This window comes from Glaciecola sp. KUL10 (assembly GCF_003203515.1).
Taxonomy (GTDB): Bacteria; Pseudomonadota; Gammaproteobacteria; order Enterobacterales; family Alteromonadaceae; genus Glaciecola.
The window spans coordinates 199,795-218,346 of record NZ_BGNG01000001.1; the positions used below are offsets into that span (position 1 = coordinate 199,795).

Genomic DNA, 18,552 nt, shown 5'->3' on the forward strand with positions numbered 1-18,552 from the left:
GATTAACATCGCTCCTGTAAAACTTCGTTAGCTTACGTGACTATATTGCACCTCTCAACTAGGAACGCACAAGTTAAGCAACTAACAAGAATTTACATGAAATTTATTCTCTACGCGGAAGATTTACAACATGAGCGAAACAAGCCAAGTACAACCTGATTACAACTATAAAGTGGTCAGGCAATTCACGATAATGACGGTTGTCTGGGGTATTATTGGTATGTCACTAGGGGTTTTAATTGCAGCGCAATTATTTGCTCCTGCACTGAACTTTGACATTCCATGGTTGACCTACTCTCGTTTACGTCCTTTACATACTAACGCAGTTATTTTTGCATTTGGTGGCTGTGCACTTTTTGCAACCTCTTACTATATTGTTCAAAGAACATCTCAGGTAAGGCTCTTTAGTGACAAACTTGCAGCATTTACATTCTGGGGATGGCAAGCAGTTATCGTTTCTGCTGTTGTGACGCTTCCGTTTGGTGTAACAGCAAGTAAAGAATATGCTGAATTAGAGTGGCCAATCGATATTCTTATTACCTTGGTTTGGGTAGCTTATATCATCAATTTCTTTGGCACGATGGTGATTCGAAAAGTTTCACATATATATGTTGCTAACTGGTTCTTGGGTGCATTTATGTTAACCGTTGCTGTTCTACACATTGGTAACAGCATGGCTATCCCAGTTAACTTTTTTAAGTCTTATTCGATTTATGCCGGTGCTGTAGATGCGATGATGCAATGGTGGTACGGTCATAACGCGGTTGGGTTCTTCCTAACAGCTGGATTCTTAGGCATGATGTATTATTTCGTACCTAAACAAGCTGGCCGTCCAGTGTACTCTTATCGTCTATCAATTGTTCACTTTTGGGCATTGGTTTCATTATACATTTGGGCTGGCCCACACCACTTACACTACACTGCACTACCAGATTGGACACAGTCATTAGGCATGGTAATGTCAATCATATTATTTGTTCCTTCATGGGGTGGAATGATAAACGGCATCATGACCTTATCTGGTGCTTGGCATAAACTAAGAACTGATCCTGTTTTACGTTTCTTGATCGTTTCTCTATCGTTTTATGGTATGTCAACGTTCGAAGGTCCAATGATGGCGATAAAAACAGTCAATGCACTTTCTCACTATACAGATTGGACTGTAGGTCACGTTCATTCTGGCGCCTTAGGTTGGGTTGCGATGGTTTCTATCGGTTCTATTTATCACCTTGTTCCAATATTGTTCGGTCAACCTAGAATGTACAGTGCCAAACTGATTAACATTCACTTCTGGTTAGCAACAATTGGTGTAGTTTTATACATCGTAGCGATGTGGTTATCAGGTGTTCTTCAAGGTTTAATGTGGAGAGCAGTAAATGCAGACGGTACCTTAACCTACTCATTTGTAGAGTCTTTAGAAGCTTCTAAACCATTCTATATAGTGCGCTTCATCGGTGGTGTGTTTGTTGTAGCTGGAATGTTGATAATGGCTTACAACGTTTATCGCACGGTAGCTGCACCAAAAAATAGCTTGGCGGCAGAGCCTTCAGCGGCAGTAGCATAAGGAGCACGATGATGAAGAATCCACATGAGTTAATTGAAAAAAACGTCGGCTTACTGACCATCTTAGTACTTGTCGCAATCAGCTTTGGAGCAATGGCGCAGATTTTACCGTTAATGTTCCAGCAGCAAGCACTTGAGCCAGTAAAAGGATTACGCCCATACACTGCGCTTGAAATGGAAGGTCGAGATATTTACATCCGTGAAGGTTGTGTCGGTTGTCACAGTCAAATGATCAGACCATTTAGAGCAGAAACAGAGCGTTACGGTCACTATTCTGTTGCGGGTGAATCTGTTTGGGAGCGTCCATTTTTGTGGGGTTCCAAAAGAACAGGACCAGACTTAGCACGCGTGGGTGGTCGTTACAGCGATGAGTGGCACAGAGTTCACTTGATCAACCCAAGAGACGTTGTTCCAGAATCCAACATGCCTGGTTACCCTTGGTTAGAAACTAATTTATTGGACGGTGAATACACTGCTAAAAAATTGGAAGTTAACCGTATGTTAGGTGTGCCATATACCGACGAAGATATTGCTGGTGCAAAAGAAGCCGTTAAGGGTAAAAGTGAAATGGAAGCGCTAATTGCATATCTTCAATCACTTGGGACACATCTAAAATAATGGACCAAGGTATTGTTGGCAGTATATTCACTGTAATCGTATTTGTTGCATTTGTCGGAGCATGTTTTTGGGCATTTAGCGGGCGGAACAAACAGAAGTTTGATGAAGCCGCTAACCTAGTTTTCGACGATGAAGATAAAAAAAGTTTAAATAAAGATAATCAGGAGTCATAAGAAGATGACTACATTCTGGACAATTTGGATTTCTGTAATCACACTGGGCACTATAATAGGGTGTTACTTTATACTTCGATGGACATTGGCTAACAAGACCGGTGTTCCTGAAGGCGAATCAATGGGTCATGAGTTTGACGGCATTGAAGAAATCAACAATCAACTTCCACGTTGGTGGACAATATTATTCTACATTTGCATCGTTTGGGGTTTTGTCTACCTTGCGATGTATCCTGGGCTTGGTTTTACCTTTAAAGGATTACTAGGTTGGGAAAGTTCAAACCAAGGTGTGTTATCGCTTGAAGAGTCAAGACAGGCGCTACAAGAAGATATCGACAATGGCGCATGGAATGAATACGCATTAGAAATCAAGTATGCGAATGAAAAATTTGACCCTATCTTTGCTGAATATGCAAAAGTTCCTGTTGAAGATCTAGCAAGCACTGATGAAGGACTTCCTGAAGCAGTTTTGGCTAGAAACACAGAGGCACTTCAGGTAGGTAAACGTTTATTCCTTCAGAATTGTGCACAATGCCACGGTTCTAACGCAGCAGGTGCTGCAACGGGCTTCCCTAACCTAACAGATAATGATTGGTTATATGGTGGTACTGGTGACAAGATTAAAGAAACGCTTATTCTAGGTCGTCGTGGTGCCATGCCTGGATGGTTAGCTCCCTTTGGCGAGCAAGGCATTGAAGAAATTGTTGCTTACACATTAAGCCTGAGCGGTCGAGACGTTGATCAATCTCTTGCTGATGCTGGTAAAGTAAGATTTGCAGCTTGTGCAGCATGCCATGGCATGGATGGAAAAGGTAATCAAATGCTTGGTGCACCTAACCTGACAGACAATATCTGGTTGTATGGCGGAAGCAAACGCGCCGTTACTGAAACACTCAATTATGGTCGCAATGGTGTGATGCCAGCGTTCAAAGAAACACTTGGTGAAGATAAAGTTCACGTAGTTGCAGCATACGTTTACAGTTTGTCTCAAAACAAGCAAAACTAATTAAGCGATTAGTGCCCAAAAGCCTCGTACATACGAGGCTTTTTTATGTATATTACGAACATGATTTACTAAGTCTGTATTGGGTTATATCCCTGAATAAAATAAGGTTTTAGAGAATATTATGCAAGAATCTGATGTTAAGCCTTGGTATAAACAATTTTATCCATGGATGCTTATTTGTATTCCTTTATCCTCCTTTATTGTGGGTGGTTTTGTCATTAAATTTGCCACTGATGGGACGAATACCTTAGTTGTTGATGATTACTATAAAGAAGGTAAATCAATAAATGCCCGCTTAGACAAGCTTGCTAAGGCTGAAGAATTGGGAATTCGTACAACCTTAACAACTAATGAGTCTGGATTTGTAGTTGAGTTTCTTTCCGGAGCGCCTAAAACGGGTGAAGCTTTAAAATTGGATTTTTACCATGTTACTCAACCTGAAAAAGACTTCTCTACTTTGTTAACTGCTGATGCCAGTGGTGTTTATCGCAGTAGTAAAGAGTTTATAAATTCTGGCAAATGGAGAATCCGGTTAACGCCAATGGACGAACAGTGGAAACTACAACGTATGGTGGTCTTGCCACAAAGTAGCAAGATTACGCTAGAGCCTTAACACTTTAATGAGTATTCAAATCCCAGAGGGGCACTGTTTTCATTGTGGCTTGCCAAATGTAGAAGGTGACCGCTACCCCGCTACCATATTAAAAATTGAACGTTTGATGTGTTGTCCCGGCTGTCAAGCAGTTGCCACAGCAATTGTTAATAATGGCCTTGAAAGTTATTACGAATTTCGGACCGAAACAGCGGCTAGAGGCGATGCAGCGCTAGATAACGCATTGTCCCAACTAGCTGTTTATGACGAACCCGAACTTCAAGAAGAATTTGTATTCGATGTTGGAAAACATAAAGAAATACGGCTTACAGTGGAAGGTATTACTTGCGCTGCTTGTGGTTGGTTAATCGAAAAGCAGCTTTCAAAAGTTAAAGGGTTAAAGCAAGTCTCAGTAAACGTGGCTGCAAGACGAGCATTAGTTACATGGGATGATACTGAGGTTAAGCTATCTTCGATTTTGAATCGACTAAAACAAATTGGTTATGAGTCTTTACCTTTTCAATCTGATCAGCATGAAGCTTCTTATCAAAGTGAACAGAAGTCTTATCTTAAAAAGCTAGGATTAGCGGGTTTGATGACCATGCAGGTTATGATGCTTGCAATGGGACAGTACTTTGATTTATTTGGGAATATCGATAATGAAATGCAGCGATATTTTAATTGGATAAGCTTAATCTTAACGACGCCAGTAGTTTTATTTAGTGGTAGTGTATTTTATGTCTCCGCGCTAAAAGCCGTATTAGCTAAAACGGTCAATATGGATATTCCAGTCACAATTGCAATTGTGGCAACCTACATTGCGGGCATTATCGCAGTCAATAAAGATACTGGTGAAGTGTACTTTGAATCAATCTGCATGTTTATATTTTTCTTATTGATCAGTCGATTTTTAGAACATCGTTCGCGTCATAAAGCCACGCAAATATCATCAAACATGCTTAAGTACATTCCGGTAACGGCAAATAAATGGATGGGTGAAAAGATTGAATCAGTCCTAGCAAAGCAATTAAAAGTTGGTGATCTTGTATTGGTGAAAGCGGGTGAGACAATTCCGATTGATGGAATTGTTACTGGTGGAATCGCACATGTCGATGAAAGCATGTTAACGGGTGAATTTGAACCAGTAAAAAAGCAGCTAAACTCAATGGTCTATGGTGGGACTCTGAACCAAGATGGACAGATTAGCCTTAAGGTTACCAGTACACTTAAACATGCGATGGTAAATCAGATCCTTCGCTTGCAGGAAACCGCCCTAGCCTCAAAACCGAGCGTAGCACTGGTTGCCGATAAGTTATCACGATATTTTGTTATCGCAGTTTTAGCAATATCAGCGCTAACCTATACTTACTGGTCTAGCCAAGGTAACCCTGAAGCCTTTTGGATTTGTATTTCTATACTTGTAGCGACATGTCCATGTGCGCTTGGATTAGCTACACCATCCGCCTTGACCTGCGCGATGGCAAAGTTAAATCGCACTGGTATTTTGATAAAACGAGCTGATGCATTGGAGCAGCTTACTCATGTAACAGATGTGATTTTTGATAAGACTGGAACGCTCACCGAAGGTAAGTTTACTTTAGTCAGTAAATGGTTAGATACCAACACAATGACAGAGGAAGAAATCTTATTGTTTGCAAGCAGTCTCGAACAGTGTTCAGAGCACCCTATTTCAAGTGCTTTTCCCGTTGAACAAGCAAAAGCCGTTGAGCAAGTTGAAATAGTCATTGGCAATGGTATCAAAGGAATAATTGACCAAAAACTTTGTGTAATTGGCTCGGCTAGCTTCTTGAGCAAACACCTATCAGACTTTAATGGTCAAGTACAACAGCTTGGTTTAGATTCACCGCAGGAAGCAAACGTGTTCTTTTCTGTAAATAAGCAATTAATAGCCGCTTTCTCAGTGTGTGACGCGGTTAAAAAAGATGTTTCTTCGGTAATTAAAAATCTAGACCAATATACAACAACAATTTTAAGTGGTGATAGCAAAAACAATGTCGAGAGTATCGCTACGAACTTGGGTATTAAAAATAAGTTTAGTCAGTGTTCGCCGAAACAAAAGCTAGATTATATTGCTAAATTACAAATAGAAAATAAAGTCACATTAATGGTTGGTGACGGTATAAATGATGCGCCTGTTTTGGCAGCATCGAACGTTTCAGTTGCAGTCGGAAATGCTTCAGACCTAGCACGAAATGCAGCCGATGTGATCTTAATCAGTGGAAACTTACCAACATTATTAGATGTTATTGCAATGGCAAAACGTACAAAACGCAAAATAAAGCAAAATATTGCATGGGCACTTTCGTACAATTTATTAGTCTTACCCTTTGCTATGATGGGTGTTTTGACACCATGGCAAGCGGCATTAGGTATGTCCCTAAGCTCAATTATTGTGGTTTATAATTCAACTCGATTAATGCGCTAGACTGCATATGTATAGTTAATATCGAGCTTAAAATAAGGATTCAGGTTTGAGCATCATTTATGTGTTAATTCCCTTGGCGATTATTATTGTAGGAATAGCAATATTAGTTTTCTTCTGGGCGGTGAAATCCAATCAATTTGATGACCTCGAAAGGCAGGGGTACAGCATTCTTTTTGATGATGATTTAAAAAAAGACACGCCGAAATCAGAAGATAAAAAGCAATTGAATGACTAACCTAGATATCTTATCGGCTTTTTTAATTGGTCTTGCAGGTACCGTTCATTGCGTGGGTATGTGCGGTGGTGTTGCAATGGCTTTCTCGACTGCAATCCCTAAATCTACTAATCGAACTTACTATCATCTGGCTTATAATTTTGGGCGTATAAGTAGCTATGTAATAGCAGGCACTGCAGTTGGCTACTTAGGTAGTTTAGGTGAAGCGAGATTAAATATAGCGTTCCCAATTTTATCCTTTATTAGTGCATTGTTTTTGTTAATGATGGGCTTATACATCGGCCAGTGGTGGATGGGGCTCAGCCGTTTAGAAGCAATCGGTAAGTATTTGTGGCGTTATATAAGTCCATTAAGTAAGCGATTTCTGCCATTTAGAACAGTTTTTCATGCTTATTTTTATGGTGGTGTATGGGGTTGGTTACCCTGTGGATTAGTATATTCAGCGCTTGTCTGGTCAATGAGCTCTGGGGGGGCACAACAAGGTGCACTTGTTATGCTATTTTTTGGTTTGGGTACCCTACCTGCTTTATTAGCAACGGGTATTGGAAGTGATTTAATTAAGAGTCTGTTAACAAATAGCCTTACGAGAAAAATACTATCCTTTAGTCTTATTTTTTCATCGCTTTACTTGCTTTTCAATATCATAAAGCGTACAACATAAGTTGTAAATTATTCAATAGAGTTAAACCATGTCCAAGGGATCAGAACTATCCATTCATTGTCAGAGTTGTAGTTTTAGTCACCTGTGTCTTCCAGTTAGTTTAAATAAATCAGAACTTGATTCTCTGGACGATATCATTGAACGTAAAAGACCACTCCATAAAAACGACAAGTTAGTGAGCAGTGGCGACGAGTTCAAGTCTCTATACGCCGTTAGAACTGGCTCATTCAAATCTTATGTAAGTGATAAAGACGGTGCTGAACAAATCATTGGTTTTCATTTTCCGGGTGATATCGTTGGTTTTGATGCGCTAAAAGATAATGCTCATCAAAGTTTTACTCAGGCGTTAGAAACCGCAATGGTGTGTGAACTTCCATATGAAACGCTCGATACAATGTCAGTTAAGTTTCCTAAATTGCGCCAACAAATTATGCGTTTTATGAGTGCGGAAATTAAACATGATCATGATTTAATGATGTTATTGAGTAAAAGAAGCGCAGAGGAAAGACTATTACACTTTTTAAGTCACCTATCTCAGCGCTTTGAAGAACGCGGTTTTTCTGCCAAGCAATTTAATTTATCTATGACACGAAACGAGATTGGTAATTATTTGGGGCTTACTGTCGAAACGATTTCTCGTTTATTAACACGCTTTCAAAAAGAAGCCCTTATAAATGTCGAAGGTAAGCTCATCACAATTCTAGATTTAGATGGGGTTTATCAGCGCTTACCGGATATGGAAATTCCTGTTAAAGCAGTTCGATAATTTCAAAAATCCATTCTGATATCTAAGAACCGATATGTAGTTGCACTGTTGGTGTGCTAGTGTTTATTTATACTGTATAATCTCGTGTAATATCTAAAAATAAAACACACAAAATGTCAGTTAAATCAAAGCAAACATACAGTTTTAATAAATTACAAAAAAGAATTCGAAGAGACACCGGCAAAGCTGTTATTGATTATTCAATGATCGAAGATGGTGATCATGTAATGGTATGTCTGTCAGGCGGCAAAGATAGCTACACCCTGTTAGATACCCTACTCTATCTCAAAAAAGTAGCGCCAATCAACTTTTCTATAGTTGCGGTAAACTTGGATCAAAAACAACCCGGTTTTCCCGAACATGTCCTGCCTGAATATTTATCATCAATTGGTGTTGATTTTAAAATTGTAGAAGAGGATACCTATTCAATCGTTGTAGATAAAATTGAAGCGGGTAAAACAACTTGCTCGTTATGCTCGAGATTGCGACGCGGTATTTTGTATAAAACTGCAAAAGAACTAGGTGCGACAAAGGTAGCTTTAGGTCACCATCGAGATGATATGCTGGAAACACTATTTTTAAATATGTTTTATGGCGGCAGGCTAAAATCAATGCCCCCAAAACTGATTAGCGATAATGGTGAACATACCGTTATTCGACCACTTGCTTACTGTAACGAGTCAGATATTAATAACTATTCTCAACAGATGAAGTTTCCCATTATTCCTTGTAATTTATGTGGCTCTCAAGAAAACCTGCAGCGAAAAAATATAAAAATGATGCTTCAAGACTGGCAAAAACGATTTCCTGGTCGTATTGAATCAATGGCAAAGTCTTTGCAAAATGTTGTGCCATCACATCTTGCTGATAAATCACTCTTTGACTTTAATGAAATGAGCATAATTTCAAGCTCACAAAGCGAAGGTGATACTGCTTTTGATCAACCAGATCTAAAAGCTGAAAATCATACTATATCGATACAAGACGAGATTAGTATAGTCGAGCTGAAATAATAATGAGTTTAAGAATATGAAAATTGGTTTGGCATTAGGGGCTGGTGCTGCTCGAGGTTGGGCCCACATTGGTATTATCAAGGCATTGGAAAAAGCGGGAGTCAAAATTGATGTAGTCGCTGGTTGCTCTATCGGTGCATATGTCGGTGCGGCTTACGCTAGTGGTAAACTTGACGAACTCGAAGCGTGGTCAAACTCTCTTACTGAGTGGCAAGTGTTTAGGCTACTTGGTGTTGGTTTCAAGCGCGGTGGCTTAGCAAGCGGCGAAAAAGTCTTTGATAAATTAGAAAAAGATTTTTGTGCGCAAACGTTTGAAGAAATGAATATTCCCTTTGCAGCCGTTGCTACTGATCTTTACTCGGGTAAAGAAGTTGTTTTCAATCAAGGAGCTATTGGTCAAGCCATTCAAGCTAGCTGCGCGATACCTGCATTATTCTCCCCTGTTCAATATGAAAACCGCTGGTTGGTGGATGGAGCAGTTGTAAATCCAGTTCCAGTAAACCAATGCCGGCAGTTAGGTGCTGACTTCGTTATCGCCATCAACTTAAGTGCCGACTTTAGACCTCAACGAATTGCTGAGTTTGCAAAAGAACACGAAGAAAATCTCAAAAAAAGTGAAGAAGTCGTTGAAAGAAATGCCTCCAGTTTCGTCAAGCAGTGGTTCGCAAGTGATAAACGTGATTCAAGCCAACAAAACCCTCCCCCCAGTATCATTGGTGTGATGAGTAGCTCATTAGAAATACTTCAAGCTCGAGTTACACGCTCTAGATTGGCAGGTGATCCACCTGACATTTTAATTGAGCCGCAATTGCGAAACGTCGGCTTATTAGAATTTCATCGGGCGAAAGAGTTAAATGAAAAAGGTGCGGAAAGTGTTGATAGACTTTCCGCTCAAATTGCTTATCAATTGGGAATTTAGTTACATTAACCTACTTTGACGCTAATGCAGTTATTCTAAGTGGCATTGAGGGAAGCTCAAGCACGTCAAGTTCGTTGAGTCTTCCCTCACTTAAATTCATTGTTCCAGCTATGATGCGATCTTGGTCACCAAGTATGACTGAGAGGTCTTGATCTGCAAATTGAATGGTTAGGCCTTTAACTGTCGGCATCATGAACGATAAAAAACTGCCCATTTCATTGAAAAATGCTTGGTATTGCTGATAGATACTAGTTAATTCCTGACTCGTATAAGTCGCTTTAAGTAACTCAGGCTTTGTCTCTAATTGAACAGACATATCGCACTTGTTCGCAGCTTCTTGAATATCAACTACCACCAAGGCATTGGCTAGTCTTAGTGCTTTTTCTGATTGAATAGTAAAACGGTTTTCAGGGCTTACAATCAACGGAATTTGCTGCTTTTGCGTACTAATGCGAGCCGAGTTAATTGTACAAAGGCGTCCACTTTCTATATGCATAAACCCGAAGGCAAATTGTAAACCCTTGGTATCTTCATTGTTTAATTTTCGGACATGGCTATAAAACGACTTATAGCTGACTTCAATTTCTTCTGATTTTATGTCGTTACTACCTAATGCAAGTAAACCCGATATTAAAAAAGTTTTTAAGTAGTTAAGCTTCATCGTTCATTAAACCCTTGTTTACTCTAATCATTTGCTGTAATTCTTTGATATACTCATGCCCTCTTTCAGAATATTTTTGTAAGCCTTCTGACAGAGCAATTGCAGAGATGGCTTTCATATTATCTCTTTGATTTTGTCGAATTCGTCGAAGGTCGGTATACGCATTATGTCTATTAAGATTAAGCATGTAACTGTGCATAGCGCTAGATAAATCATTAAATTTAGCGACTTCGTGGGTTGCGCCTTTATTTCGACGCTTGGGTACAAACCCACAACCTTTTTGGAAACACCACAATCCAAAGAAATTATAACCTTCCCGGGCAAACCGAGAGGTACCCCAAGCAGACTCATTAGCGGTTTGCACAAGTACCAATTCCACGGGGATAATATCAACTCTTCTCAATAAATTTGAAAACATTAAATTTTTGTCTTGTGTCTCTTCTACTCTATAGTCTTCTAATAACTGAGATAGTTGCTTGTGCTGTTGTTCAGTGATTTGTTCATTCGCAATGTGTTTTGCCCTCATCGCGTGAATAAAGTCACGTTGCTCTAGGATAAAAGTATTTTGAGCTTCCACCTCTGGTCGTAAATAAGAGAAAAAAGCCTTCTTTTTATCTCTTACATTGGAATACATCGAAAAATCTGGAACGGGTGCAGATGCTTCTTCAGAAATAGGATGATCGAGCACTTTTGGTTTTTCAGGTTGTGACAATACTATCGCAAGTATTACTAATGCGATCGATGATAAGCTTACCGATATAACCTTTATCTTATGCATCAAAATGGGTTTCTCGTATGTTTTGAGTCTGTTTATCTTCTTCAAGCTGTGTTGGTTGTTCTTCACCGCCTACAATATCTTGATACAAAATACCAAACACATTGAAATACAAAGGCCCCACCCATACAAACGCCAAGCCCAAGGTCATGATTACCAACATCATTAAAAGTGCGAAAACTAGTGTAATTAATAAGATATGAAACACGTACTTATGTAGAATTTTGATCGACATAATAATTGCGCTTATTGGACTTAAACCTCTATCGGCAATCAGTGGGAGTGTAAATTTAGTGGTTAGGTAAAGGTATAAACCCGGCAGAATAAACAGTGCAATACCAAGTGTGATAAGAATTGATGTGACAAGTGAGCCCAGAGCTAACAAGAGACTTAAAGATAAAAGTGAGAAAACATTCCCCGCAGTTGTCTTTTGTCCTCTCGCATTTTTAATACCCATCATGATAATACCAGCAATTAAAGGAGCTAGTGCCAAGGTAAAAATAATATTGATAATAGAGGATTCACTTTGTTCTAGTGAATTGAAGTCCTCAATAGTTTGAATGCCATACACTTCAACAATTAGCATACCCAGTACGGTCAAAGCAAAGAACAATACAAATATTGCCTGTACCATACTTGTAAAATTCTTTTTAGTTAAGTCATTAGCACGTTCAAAAACATTTTTTATGCTCAACTGGTAGCGTCCAGATAACGCCTTTTCAAATTGACTATCGTGTTTATTCATTACTTTTTTAAGACAATAAAACTAATTACCTAATATTAACATAGCTGCCATAATAATGAGTACCAAACCCATAACGCGATCAAATATATGTGCTTTCTTAATGTAAAACTTTCGGATTTTTTCACTACTGATAAAAACAGATAAGGCGCAAAACCAAACCGCTGTAGCGAACGCCATGTAAATGCCATAGATAAGTTTATGTTCGACCGGCGTAGTAGTTGAGATGGCGACTGTAAATACAGACAAAAAGAATAAGGTAGCTTTAGGATTAAGTCCGTTTGTAATGAACCCTAACGAAAAGCACTTAAATATTGAATATGTGTTTGTCGTCATATGTATAGGTTGGTTGTGTGAATCAGTATCTGGTTGGCTTCTAATTGCATTAACCCCAATCCAACACAAATATGCAGCAGCTGCGTATAAAAGGACATTAAACAACCAAGGTGTTGCTTTTATTAAAATACTGATGCCAACTAAAGAATAGGTTACATGCAATAAAATACCACTGCCAATGCCTATACTCGTCCAAATAGCGGGTGTCCTACCCTTTTGAATACTTTGCTTAAGCACCACCGCGAAATCAGGGCCTGGGCTGGCTACTGCAAAAAAATGCACAATAGCAATTGTCATAAATTCGGCCCAATTAAATTCCATCTATTATTTCTCAACTTTAAATTTATTATCAGCACCCCACTCTGACCATGAGCCATCGTAAACACTTAAGACTGTAGCAAGTTGTGTCTTTGATGATAATACTTCAAAGGCACTTTGCGCTAAGATACACGCGGTCACACCACTACCGCATGAAAATATCAGCTCTTTTTTATGTAAATATGGTTCAAAAGCTTTTGTCAGTTGAACAAGATCATTCATCCCTTGTCGTGATTGGAGACTAGCGTAGGGTATGTTGATACTTGAAGGAATATGGCCGGATCTTAAGTTTGGTCTTGTTTCTTCAGTTAATCCGTTAAACCTTGTTTCGCCTCGGGCATCAATAATACATCGATCGGGGTGATTTATACTATTGGTAACATGATGCGCATCGACAAATTGAAACTGTTTTGAGGGCCTAACTGTGAATTTATTTGAGTGATTTATATCGCTTAATTGTTCAGTTGTTGCATACCCCAAATCCAACCATTTTGGTAACCCACCATCTATTACAAAAATATTATCGAAACCCATTGTTTTAAACATAAACCAAACACGAGAGGCACAGAGATTTCCAAAATCATCATATACAAAAAGCGTATCTGAATTACTAATTCCTAAATTACTAACCTGCGTCTGAAATTGCAAAAAAGGAGGCATCATATTTGACAAACGACTGGTCGTGTCACAAATGCTGTTTTCAAAATCAAACAATATCGAATTGGGAATGTAGTGAGTTATGTTTAATTCTAAAATGTCTGATGGCTTGCTGTTACACATGCTATTGAGGGTAGTAAACAAGACCTTAACGTCGGGGTCTTCGCTGAGTTTTTGCTTTGCATCAGATGGAGCGATAAAGCTTTTAAACATGAGTATTACCTTTATTTTTGTCTTATTAGGGTAATATTTTTTAGTGGGGAATTCTATTGTTATCAATATGATAAAAAGAAATGGTGCCCGGGGCCGGACTTGAACCGGCACGTCATTACTGACGAGGGATTTTAAATCCATTCACAAAAGTTAATTAAATAAAGCCCTATCGCCGTATATTCCTAAGTTTTTAGAAAAATTTACTTTAGTAATTTCAATTATTTAATTTTTTTAGTTAGGAAAGAAATCCCTTGCATTAATACAACCTCAATTGACCTTAGTAATCAATTAAAAACCTGTTTGATTTTTACTTTTTTACTTAGAAGTGGTGGTAGCCTTTGACCTAGATTATTAGTAACGACCAATTGGTGTGTAAATTCGCCCACAAAATTTAAGGCTGAATTATGTATGCATACTATTGCATCTTTATCTTGAATTTGAACTCCATTATTTAAAGATAGCGATAGCTTCGCACTTCCTCTTTTATCTCCAATGAAATACTCAATATTTTGAATTGCATCGGCAGTTAACACATCACCAAGCTTATCTTGCAATGGAACGGCAAATACATTGTCAATGTTTAAGTATAGTTCGTCAGCCCCAAACTCATTAAGAATGATTGTCTCATTTAAGCTTGCTACTTCGGCCGCGACATGTACTGTAATGCTTTCATTTATAGCTCCTCCCTCACCTTCAGCAGTAACACTAATTGTTACTGAGCTTGGAGTTGTCAATGAGGGGGCTGCAAACGTCCTAGTAGCACCCGTACCAGATAGCGCAACTTCGCTCGAACCAAACACTAATGTATCAGCGTTTGTCGCTGTTGCTGTGATAGTCACTTGTTCACTTGCACTAGCATTAGTTGTACTTGATGATAGTGTTAGTGTGGGCGATGCATAGGCAAAATTAAATGTCACCACAACCGTACTTGTATTATTGCTCGCATCAGTACTTGTATAAGTTCTCACTGTCCGATTTACACTTTGCACATCGTCGCTAAATGTAACCGCACTATCATCGTCAGTGCTTGTATCAATGCTTGGTATCGCATCCCCTACAGTGAGATTGTAAGTTGTGTTACTTGGGGTTAGGGTGATTACTGGTGCTGTTGTGTCAGGTGGTGGAAGCAATGTGACCGTTCTTTGGAGAATATCACTTACATACCCGCTATCATCATTAGCGACATAATTGAGCGTTTGTGGCTGCTCGCTTGCTCGGTCAATAGCATCGTTTGAGTATACTGTTTGATATCCGTGTAACGGGCTAAACACCGAAGCCCCTGCATCTTGCCAATCATTAGAAACTGTCATTGTGCTATCACCGATTAACTCAATTTCTGGTTTTAGCTCTTGTTCAGTTTTAATGTGATGCGTAGGTGTAAAGTTTAAAACAGGTCGTATTATGCGCCTAAGTATTGTTACATTTCGGTAAGTGGCTGAACCTGCATTTAACAGCCTATCCCTTTGGTCACCTTGTATTCGCTTATCTGCAATTATTGGCGTAAATGAACCTGCATCACAAAATATCAAACCGTATTTTTGAACGGCACAACATACAGCATAAAACTCATAAGACCATTTTTGCGTTATTTTACCGTTTCTGCTTATATCTTCAGCAATGCCGCGCTCCCACTCTGCGCGTAAATCCCAATTTTGAGGAATGGTAAATACTGCGCCCATTGGGATTGAACCCGCATAGGCATCTTCAAAGCCGCTGTCTGCTGCTGCGGCTGGGTAACTCAATACATTGCCAATGCTGTGATCGTCTTTATTGAACAAGCCCACAGTGTTAAATGCTGCGCCCGTACCCGTTCCGCTAGTTGAGTGTGGTACATGGTTAGCATTGCTTGGGTCGGTTTTGTGTTGACCGTTGCGAGTAGTAAATGCTTTAGTAATTGCCCCGTTACTGTCTACTGCTTCAACTGCATATACTGTTGCAGAGTGAGTATCTAATCTGTTTGTGCATGTTAGCTCTAAAGTATCACCGACTGTATAACCACTACCCCCATTTACAATCACAGGGAATTGGTTAAACATTTGATGTAAATAATAGTTTTCTTTGCTGGTTTGGTCGTCTAAGTCAGTTAAGAAATCATGCGCCATAAATTGATCGGCTGTTGCATAACCCATGATTGCATGAGGTATTGCAGTTTCAGCACGATCTAAATCACCTTGAATATCTGCACTTTCAATCCCTGTATATAAACATTCATCTAACTCTTCTTTACGCACCATACACGCCGCGCTAAAACCCGATGCCCGAGGTGAATTAGTTAGGCCGCGCTCTTTATCAGGTCTGTAAACGGCAGGGCTTACCGACCATTGTGATAGGTCGTGTGAAACAATGCGCGAACACGTTATATAATTTACGCCATCATGACCAACTGGTTTTGTTAAATACGTGTGGACTGCATGACGCTTGCTTGGCAACATTAATATGTGGTTGTCATCAGCGTTGTTCGGGCCATCATCTAAGCCCGTAAAATCAATTGGTGTAGGTAGCGCGAATGTCGCATTAGCTACACGCTCACCGTAATCAATGCGTTCACCATTGCTGTAGTCCGTGTGAAAGTTGTTTTGTGGGATCATATAATTAAAGCCGATAGTTACATCAGCCTTAACGTTATCAACGCGATAATAGCCAGTGTGGTTGCCATAATCGACGGCGTTAACCCTGCGTTTGGTGATTCCGTTAACTGGTGAAAAGCGCCAATCTTCCGCATCGTTTCCGCCAATAGCAAGTGATGCATACTCAGCACTGCAACATATTAGCGAATAGAGCCTATCCGCGTAATCAACCCCGTCATCCGCAATTGAGTCATAACTTGCAATTGCAGGTGCGCTCATTCTAATTCTGTTGTTTACGCTATCTACTTCAGCAACATATCTAGCAGTCCCGATATTATCTCTAGTTCGCACTTGGTCATAGCTGCTTACTGGTGTAAGGCTAATATCGTTAAATGTTGCACCGTTGTTATGTGACACTCTGCCAATTACACATAAATGACCGATTTTAACGCCTGTAACACTGGCTACTTGCACCCAATCATCACCCGCGACAGTGATTAGGTGGCTTGCGTTTTTATTTGCAATATCATAAGTAAAAACTGGCTCAGAGATAACAGGGTTTTCAGGCAGTCCTTTGTTAACAGGGTCATCTAAGCGGTAAGGTGTAACATCGAAACTATCCTTACCACGAAGAAACTTACCATCTTCACCAAATATTGATTTACCAATAACCATACTTGCATCAATATTAGTGATATTAGCAACTACATCGTTTGCACCAAATTTAAAGAACACCAACAAGTCAATGTTTGCAGATAAACCGATTTCAAAAAACTTTGAGTCACCGTCCATAAAGCGATCTGCATCATAACCGTTGCCGCTATTCTCCATACGGATCATTGAGTCGTGAAGCGGGAAAATATCAAACTCTAATCGCGTGGTTAAACCGTTTGTGTCTTTCAGTACTCGCTGTTTTACTTCATTTCTAAAATCACCAAACGCAACTTGAATTTGTGAGTTTTCAACTTCAATATCGGTGGTCACTTCGACACTTACAGTTGCTTTTTTACAAAGTGAAAGAGAGTCGAAAGGCGTTTCTATTCTTGCAATTTGTACGGGGTCTAATTCAGTATTATCTATCAGATTTAAACTAGTTGCTGAAACAGTAACATCATTTTCAAAGCCATAGCCGAACGTTTCACCGTCTGCACTATCAAAGCGCTTAAGCGTGTACCCGTCCACTGTGATTGTTTCTGCGCCATATTCTTCAACAAAGTTATAAACACCTGTGCTTGTAATAGTAGGTACTTCAACGACTGTGTAAGTGATTGTCACACGTTCAGCACTTGCGCCTTGCTCATTGGTGTAATCGAAATGCGTTTCAAACGTACCCGTTGCACTAGTGTCGTAATCCCAACCTGATTTTGTTGCAAAACCATGTTGGCCTGTTGCTATATCTTCAAACTTAACGTTAGGTCTAGGGGCTGTTTGACCCCGTACAATTGTATATTCCGTATCACCTGTTACAACCAGTTCTGGTCTAGCAACAAATGATACCGTGCGAGTTACAGTGGTTTCGTTTGCGTCACTATCGGTTACTGTCCAAGTTCTTGTGTATGCACCCTCGGTAGTGTTATCAATTGTATCGCCTGACTCGATGATGCTTGCTGTTATATCACCGTCTTCAGCATCGGTTGCGGTTGCAGTAAATGTCGGTATCGGGCCATTTAAATAAAGCGTTTGTGACTGTGAACCACTGACCGTTAATACTGGCGCTTCACCAACTGCGGGTAATAAAGATGAATCAGCGATTGTTAAATGATCGGTTGTGTTATCAAGCGCTGAATGTATTACACCATGTACCGTTGAGGATTGATTAAAAGTAACGGTTTCGTCATAGATTAAAACATCATCTAAATAGCACTTAATATTATCGTCACGAAATTCGGCTTTTAACTTGTAGCTGTTGCTGTCGTTATAATTCGGTATTGTGTAGCTATTATTAATATTTGTTGAAATGCCGTTATCTACGGTTCTTAGAATCAGAATACCCAAACTGCGCAATATTAATCTTACCGCTGTGCGCGTAGTTGTTTGACGTATTTGTAACGCGACTTCACCATCACTACCTCTTGAAACCGTCGCTTCTACAACTCCATTGTTATCGCCCGTATCAATTGTTGCTACCGCTGATGAACTAGCTAGAGCTGTAGCCTTTAGCTTATTAGACGATATTTCAAACGCTGCACCGCTTTGTATGTCTAATTCAACGGGTATCGCTGAACCGTCCGCGCCAGTGAAGTCAAACGTGTTTACGCTCATTTTTGCTAATCCTTATCTATTAGTTAAAA

17 protein-coding genes are annotated in these 18,552 nt (G+C 39.6%); 11 read left to right on the forward strand and 6 right to left on the reverse strand.

The window, feature by feature from the left end:
• The first annotated feature begins 130 nt into the window (after positions 1–130).
• From ccoN to rssA, 11 genes are all read left to right on the forward strand, one after another.
• Positions 131–1,564, forward strand: a complete 1,434-nt coding sequence (gene ccoN, locus KUL10_RS00900; protein ID WP_110427031.1) for a cytochrome-c oxidase, cbb3-type subunit I — start codon at positions 131–133, stop codon at positions 1,562–1,564.
• Between the two features lie 11 nt (positions 1,565–1,575).
• Positions 1,576–2,181: a cytochrome-c oxidase, cbb3-type subunit II gene (gene ccoO / locus KUL10_RS00905; RefSeq protein ID WP_110427032.1), complete on the forward strand. Its 606-nt coding sequence runs from the start codon at positions 1,576–1,578 to the stop codon at positions 2,179–2,181.
• Positions 2,181–2,354: a cbb3-type cytochrome c oxidase subunit 3 gene (locus KUL10_RS00910; protein WP_110427033.1), complete on the forward strand. Its 174-nt coding sequence runs from the start codon at positions 2,181–2,183 to the stop codon at positions 2,352–2,354. The genes ccoO and KUL10_RS00910 overlap by 1 nt, the downstream gene beginning before the upstream one ends.
• 4 nt (positions 2,355–2,358) lie before the next feature.
• The gene (ccoP, locus tag KUL10_RS00915; protein WP_110427034.1) at positions 2,359–3,360 is read left to right on the forward strand and encodes a cytochrome-c oxidase, cbb3-type subunit III; all 1,002 of its coding nucleotides are present in this window, start codon (positions 2,359–2,361) and stop codon (positions 3,358–3,360) included.
• Positions 3,361–3,481: 121 nt separating this feature from the next.
• Entirely contained in the window at positions 3,482–3,973 is a 492-nt protein-coding gene (locus KUL10_RS00920) for a FixH family protein (protein ID WP_110427035.1), read from the forward strand.
• A 7-nt stretch (positions 3,974–3,980) separates the two neighbouring features.
• The gene (locus tag KUL10_RS00925; protein WP_110427036.1) at positions 3,981–6,398 is read left to right on the forward strand and encodes a heavy metal translocating P-type ATPase; all 2,418 of its coding nucleotides are present in this window, start codon (positions 3,981–3,983) and stop codon (positions 6,396–6,398) included.
• A gap of 46 nt (positions 6,399–6,444) precedes the next feature.
• Complete coding sequence (ccoS, locus tag KUL10_RS00930) at positions 6,445–6,633, forward strand: cbb3-type cytochrome oxidase assembly protein CcoS (RefSeq protein WP_110427037.1); 189 nt, start codon at positions 6,445–6,447, stop codon at positions 6,631–6,633.
• Complete coding sequence (locus tag KUL10_RS00935; protein ID WP_110427038.1) at positions 6,626–7,294, forward strand: sulfite exporter TauE/SafE family protein; 669 nt, start codon at positions 6,626–6,628, stop codon at positions 7,292–7,294. The genes ccoS and KUL10_RS00935 overlap by 8 nt, the downstream gene beginning before the upstream one ends.
• Before the next feature lie 28 nt (positions 7,295–7,322).
• Positions 7,323–8,060 carry a fumarate/nitrate reduction transcriptional regulator Fnr gene (gene fnr, locus KUL10_RS00940; RefSeq protein ID WP_110427039.1) on the forward strand — a complete coding sequence of 246 codons (738 nt, stop codon included), beginning with the start codon at positions 7,323–7,325 and terminating at the stop codon, positions 8,058–8,060.
• Positions 8,061–8,173: 113 nt separating this feature from the next.
• Positions 8,174–9,073, forward strand: a complete 900-nt coding sequence (ttcA, locus tag KUL10_RS00945; RefSeq protein WP_110427040.1) for a tRNA 2-thiocytidine(32) synthetase TtcA — start codon at positions 8,174–8,176, stop codon at positions 9,071–9,073.
• 16 nt (positions 9,074–9,089) lie between these two features.
• Entirely contained in the window at positions 9,090–9,992 is a 903-nt protein-coding gene (gene rssA / locus KUL10_RS00950; protein WP_110427041.1) for a patatin-like phospholipase RssA, read from the forward strand.
• A 10-nt stretch (positions 9,993–10,002) separates the two neighbouring features.
• On the opposite strand, the gene KUL10_RS00955 is transcribed toward rssA, so the two are convergent.
• From KUL10_RS00955 to KUL10_RS00980, 6 genes are all read right to left on the reverse strand, one after another.
• Positions 10,003–10,653, reverse strand: a complete 651-nt coding sequence (locus KUL10_RS00955; RefSeq protein WP_110427042.1) for a DUF2987 domain-containing protein — start codon at positions 10,651–10,653, stop codon at positions 10,003–10,005.
• Entirely contained in the window at positions 10,643–11,431 is a 789-nt protein-coding gene (locus KUL10_RS00960; RefSeq protein WP_110427043.1) for a glucosaminidase domain-containing protein, read from the reverse strand. The genes KUL10_RS00955 and KUL10_RS00960 overlap by 11 nt, the downstream gene beginning before the upstream one ends.
• Positions 11,424–12,173, reverse strand: a complete 750-nt coding sequence (locus tag KUL10_RS00965) for a stress protein (RefSeq protein WP_110427044.1) — start codon at positions 12,171–12,173, stop codon at positions 11,424–11,426. The genes KUL10_RS00960 and KUL10_RS00965 overlap by 8 nt, the downstream gene beginning before the upstream one ends.
• Before the next feature lie 21 nt (positions 12,174–12,194).
• Positions 12,195–12,827 carry a LysE family translocator gene (locus tag KUL10_RS00970; RefSeq protein WP_110427045.1) on the reverse strand — a complete coding sequence of 211 codons (633 nt, stop codon included), beginning with the start codon at positions 12,825–12,827 and terminating at the stop codon, positions 12,195–12,197.
• Between the two features lie 3 nt (positions 12,828–12,830).
• On the reverse strand, positions 12,831–13,694 hold the full coding sequence (locus KUL10_RS00975) for a sulfurtransferase (protein ID WP_158525290.1): 864 nt from the start codon (positions 13,692–13,694) through the stop codon (positions 12,831–12,833).
• 284 nt (positions 13,695–13,978) lie between these two features.
• The gene (locus KUL10_RS00980) at positions 13,979–18,523 is read right to left on the reverse strand and encodes an immunoglobulin-like domain-containing protein (RefSeq protein ID WP_110427047.1); all 4,545 of its coding nucleotides are present in this window, start codon (positions 18,521–18,523) and stop codon (positions 13,979–13,981) included.
• Positions 18,524–18,552 lie beyond the last annotated feature (29 nt).

Coding starts and splice junctions, on each gene's coding strand:
- KUL10_RS00970 (WP_110427045.1), bottom strand. CDS start 12,827: ATGGAATTTAATTGGGCCGAATTTATGACAATTGCTATTGTGCATTTT.
- KUL10_RS00925 (WP_110427036.1), top strand. CDS start 3,981: ATGAGTATTCAAATCCCAGAGGGGCACTGTTTTCATTGTGGCTTGCCA.
- KUL10_RS00955 (WP_110427042.1), bottom strand. CDS start 10,653: ATGAAGCTTAACTACTTAAAAACTTTTTTAATATCGGGTTTACTTGCA.
- KUL10_RS00920 (WP_110427035.1), top strand. CDS start 3,482: ATGCAAGAATCTGATGTTAAGCCTTGGTATAAACAATTTTATCCATGG.
- KUL10_RS00975 (WP_158525290.1), bottom strand. CDS start 13,694: ATGTTTAAAAGCTTTATCGCTCCATCTGATGCAAAGCAAAAACTCAGC.
- fnr (WP_110427039.1), top strand. CDS start 7,323: ATGTCCAAGGGATCAGAACTATCCATTCATTGTCAGAGTTGTAGTTTT.
- KUL10_RS00910 (WP_110427033.1), top strand. CDS start 2,181: ATGGACCAAGGTATTGTTGGCAGTATATTCACTGTAATCGTATTTGTT.
- ccoP (WP_110427034.1), top strand. CDS start 2,359: ATGACTACATTCTGGACAATTTGGATTTCTGTAATCACACTGGGCACT.
- KUL10_RS00980 (WP_110427047.1), bottom strand. CDS start 18,523: ATGAGCGTAAACACGTTTGACTTCACTGGCGCGGACGGTTCAGCGATA.
- ccoN (WP_110427031.1), top strand. CDS start 131: ATGAGCGAAACAAGCCAAGTACAACCTGATTACAACTATAAAGTGGTC.
- ttcA (WP_110427040.1), top strand. CDS start 8,174: ATGTCAGTTAAATCAAAGCAAACATACAGTTTTAATAAATTACAAAAA.
- KUL10_RS00960 (WP_110427043.1), bottom strand. CDS start 11,431: ATGCATAAGATAAAGGTTATATCGGTAAGCTTATCATCGATCGCATTA.
- KUL10_RS00935 (WP_110427038.1), top strand. CDS start 6,626: ATGACTAACCTAGATATCTTATCGGCTTTTTTAATTGGTCTTGCAGGT.
- rssA (WP_110427041.1), top strand. CDS start 9,090: ATGAAAATTGGTTTGGCATTAGGGGCTGGTGCTGCTCGAGGTTGGGCC.
- ccoO (WP_110427032.1), top strand. CDS start 1,576: ATGAAGAATCCACATGAGTTAATTGAAAAAAACGTCGGCTTACTGACC.
- KUL10_RS00965 (WP_110427044.1), bottom strand. CDS start 12,173: ATGAATAAACACGATAGTCAATTTGAAAAGGCGTTATCTGGACGCTAC.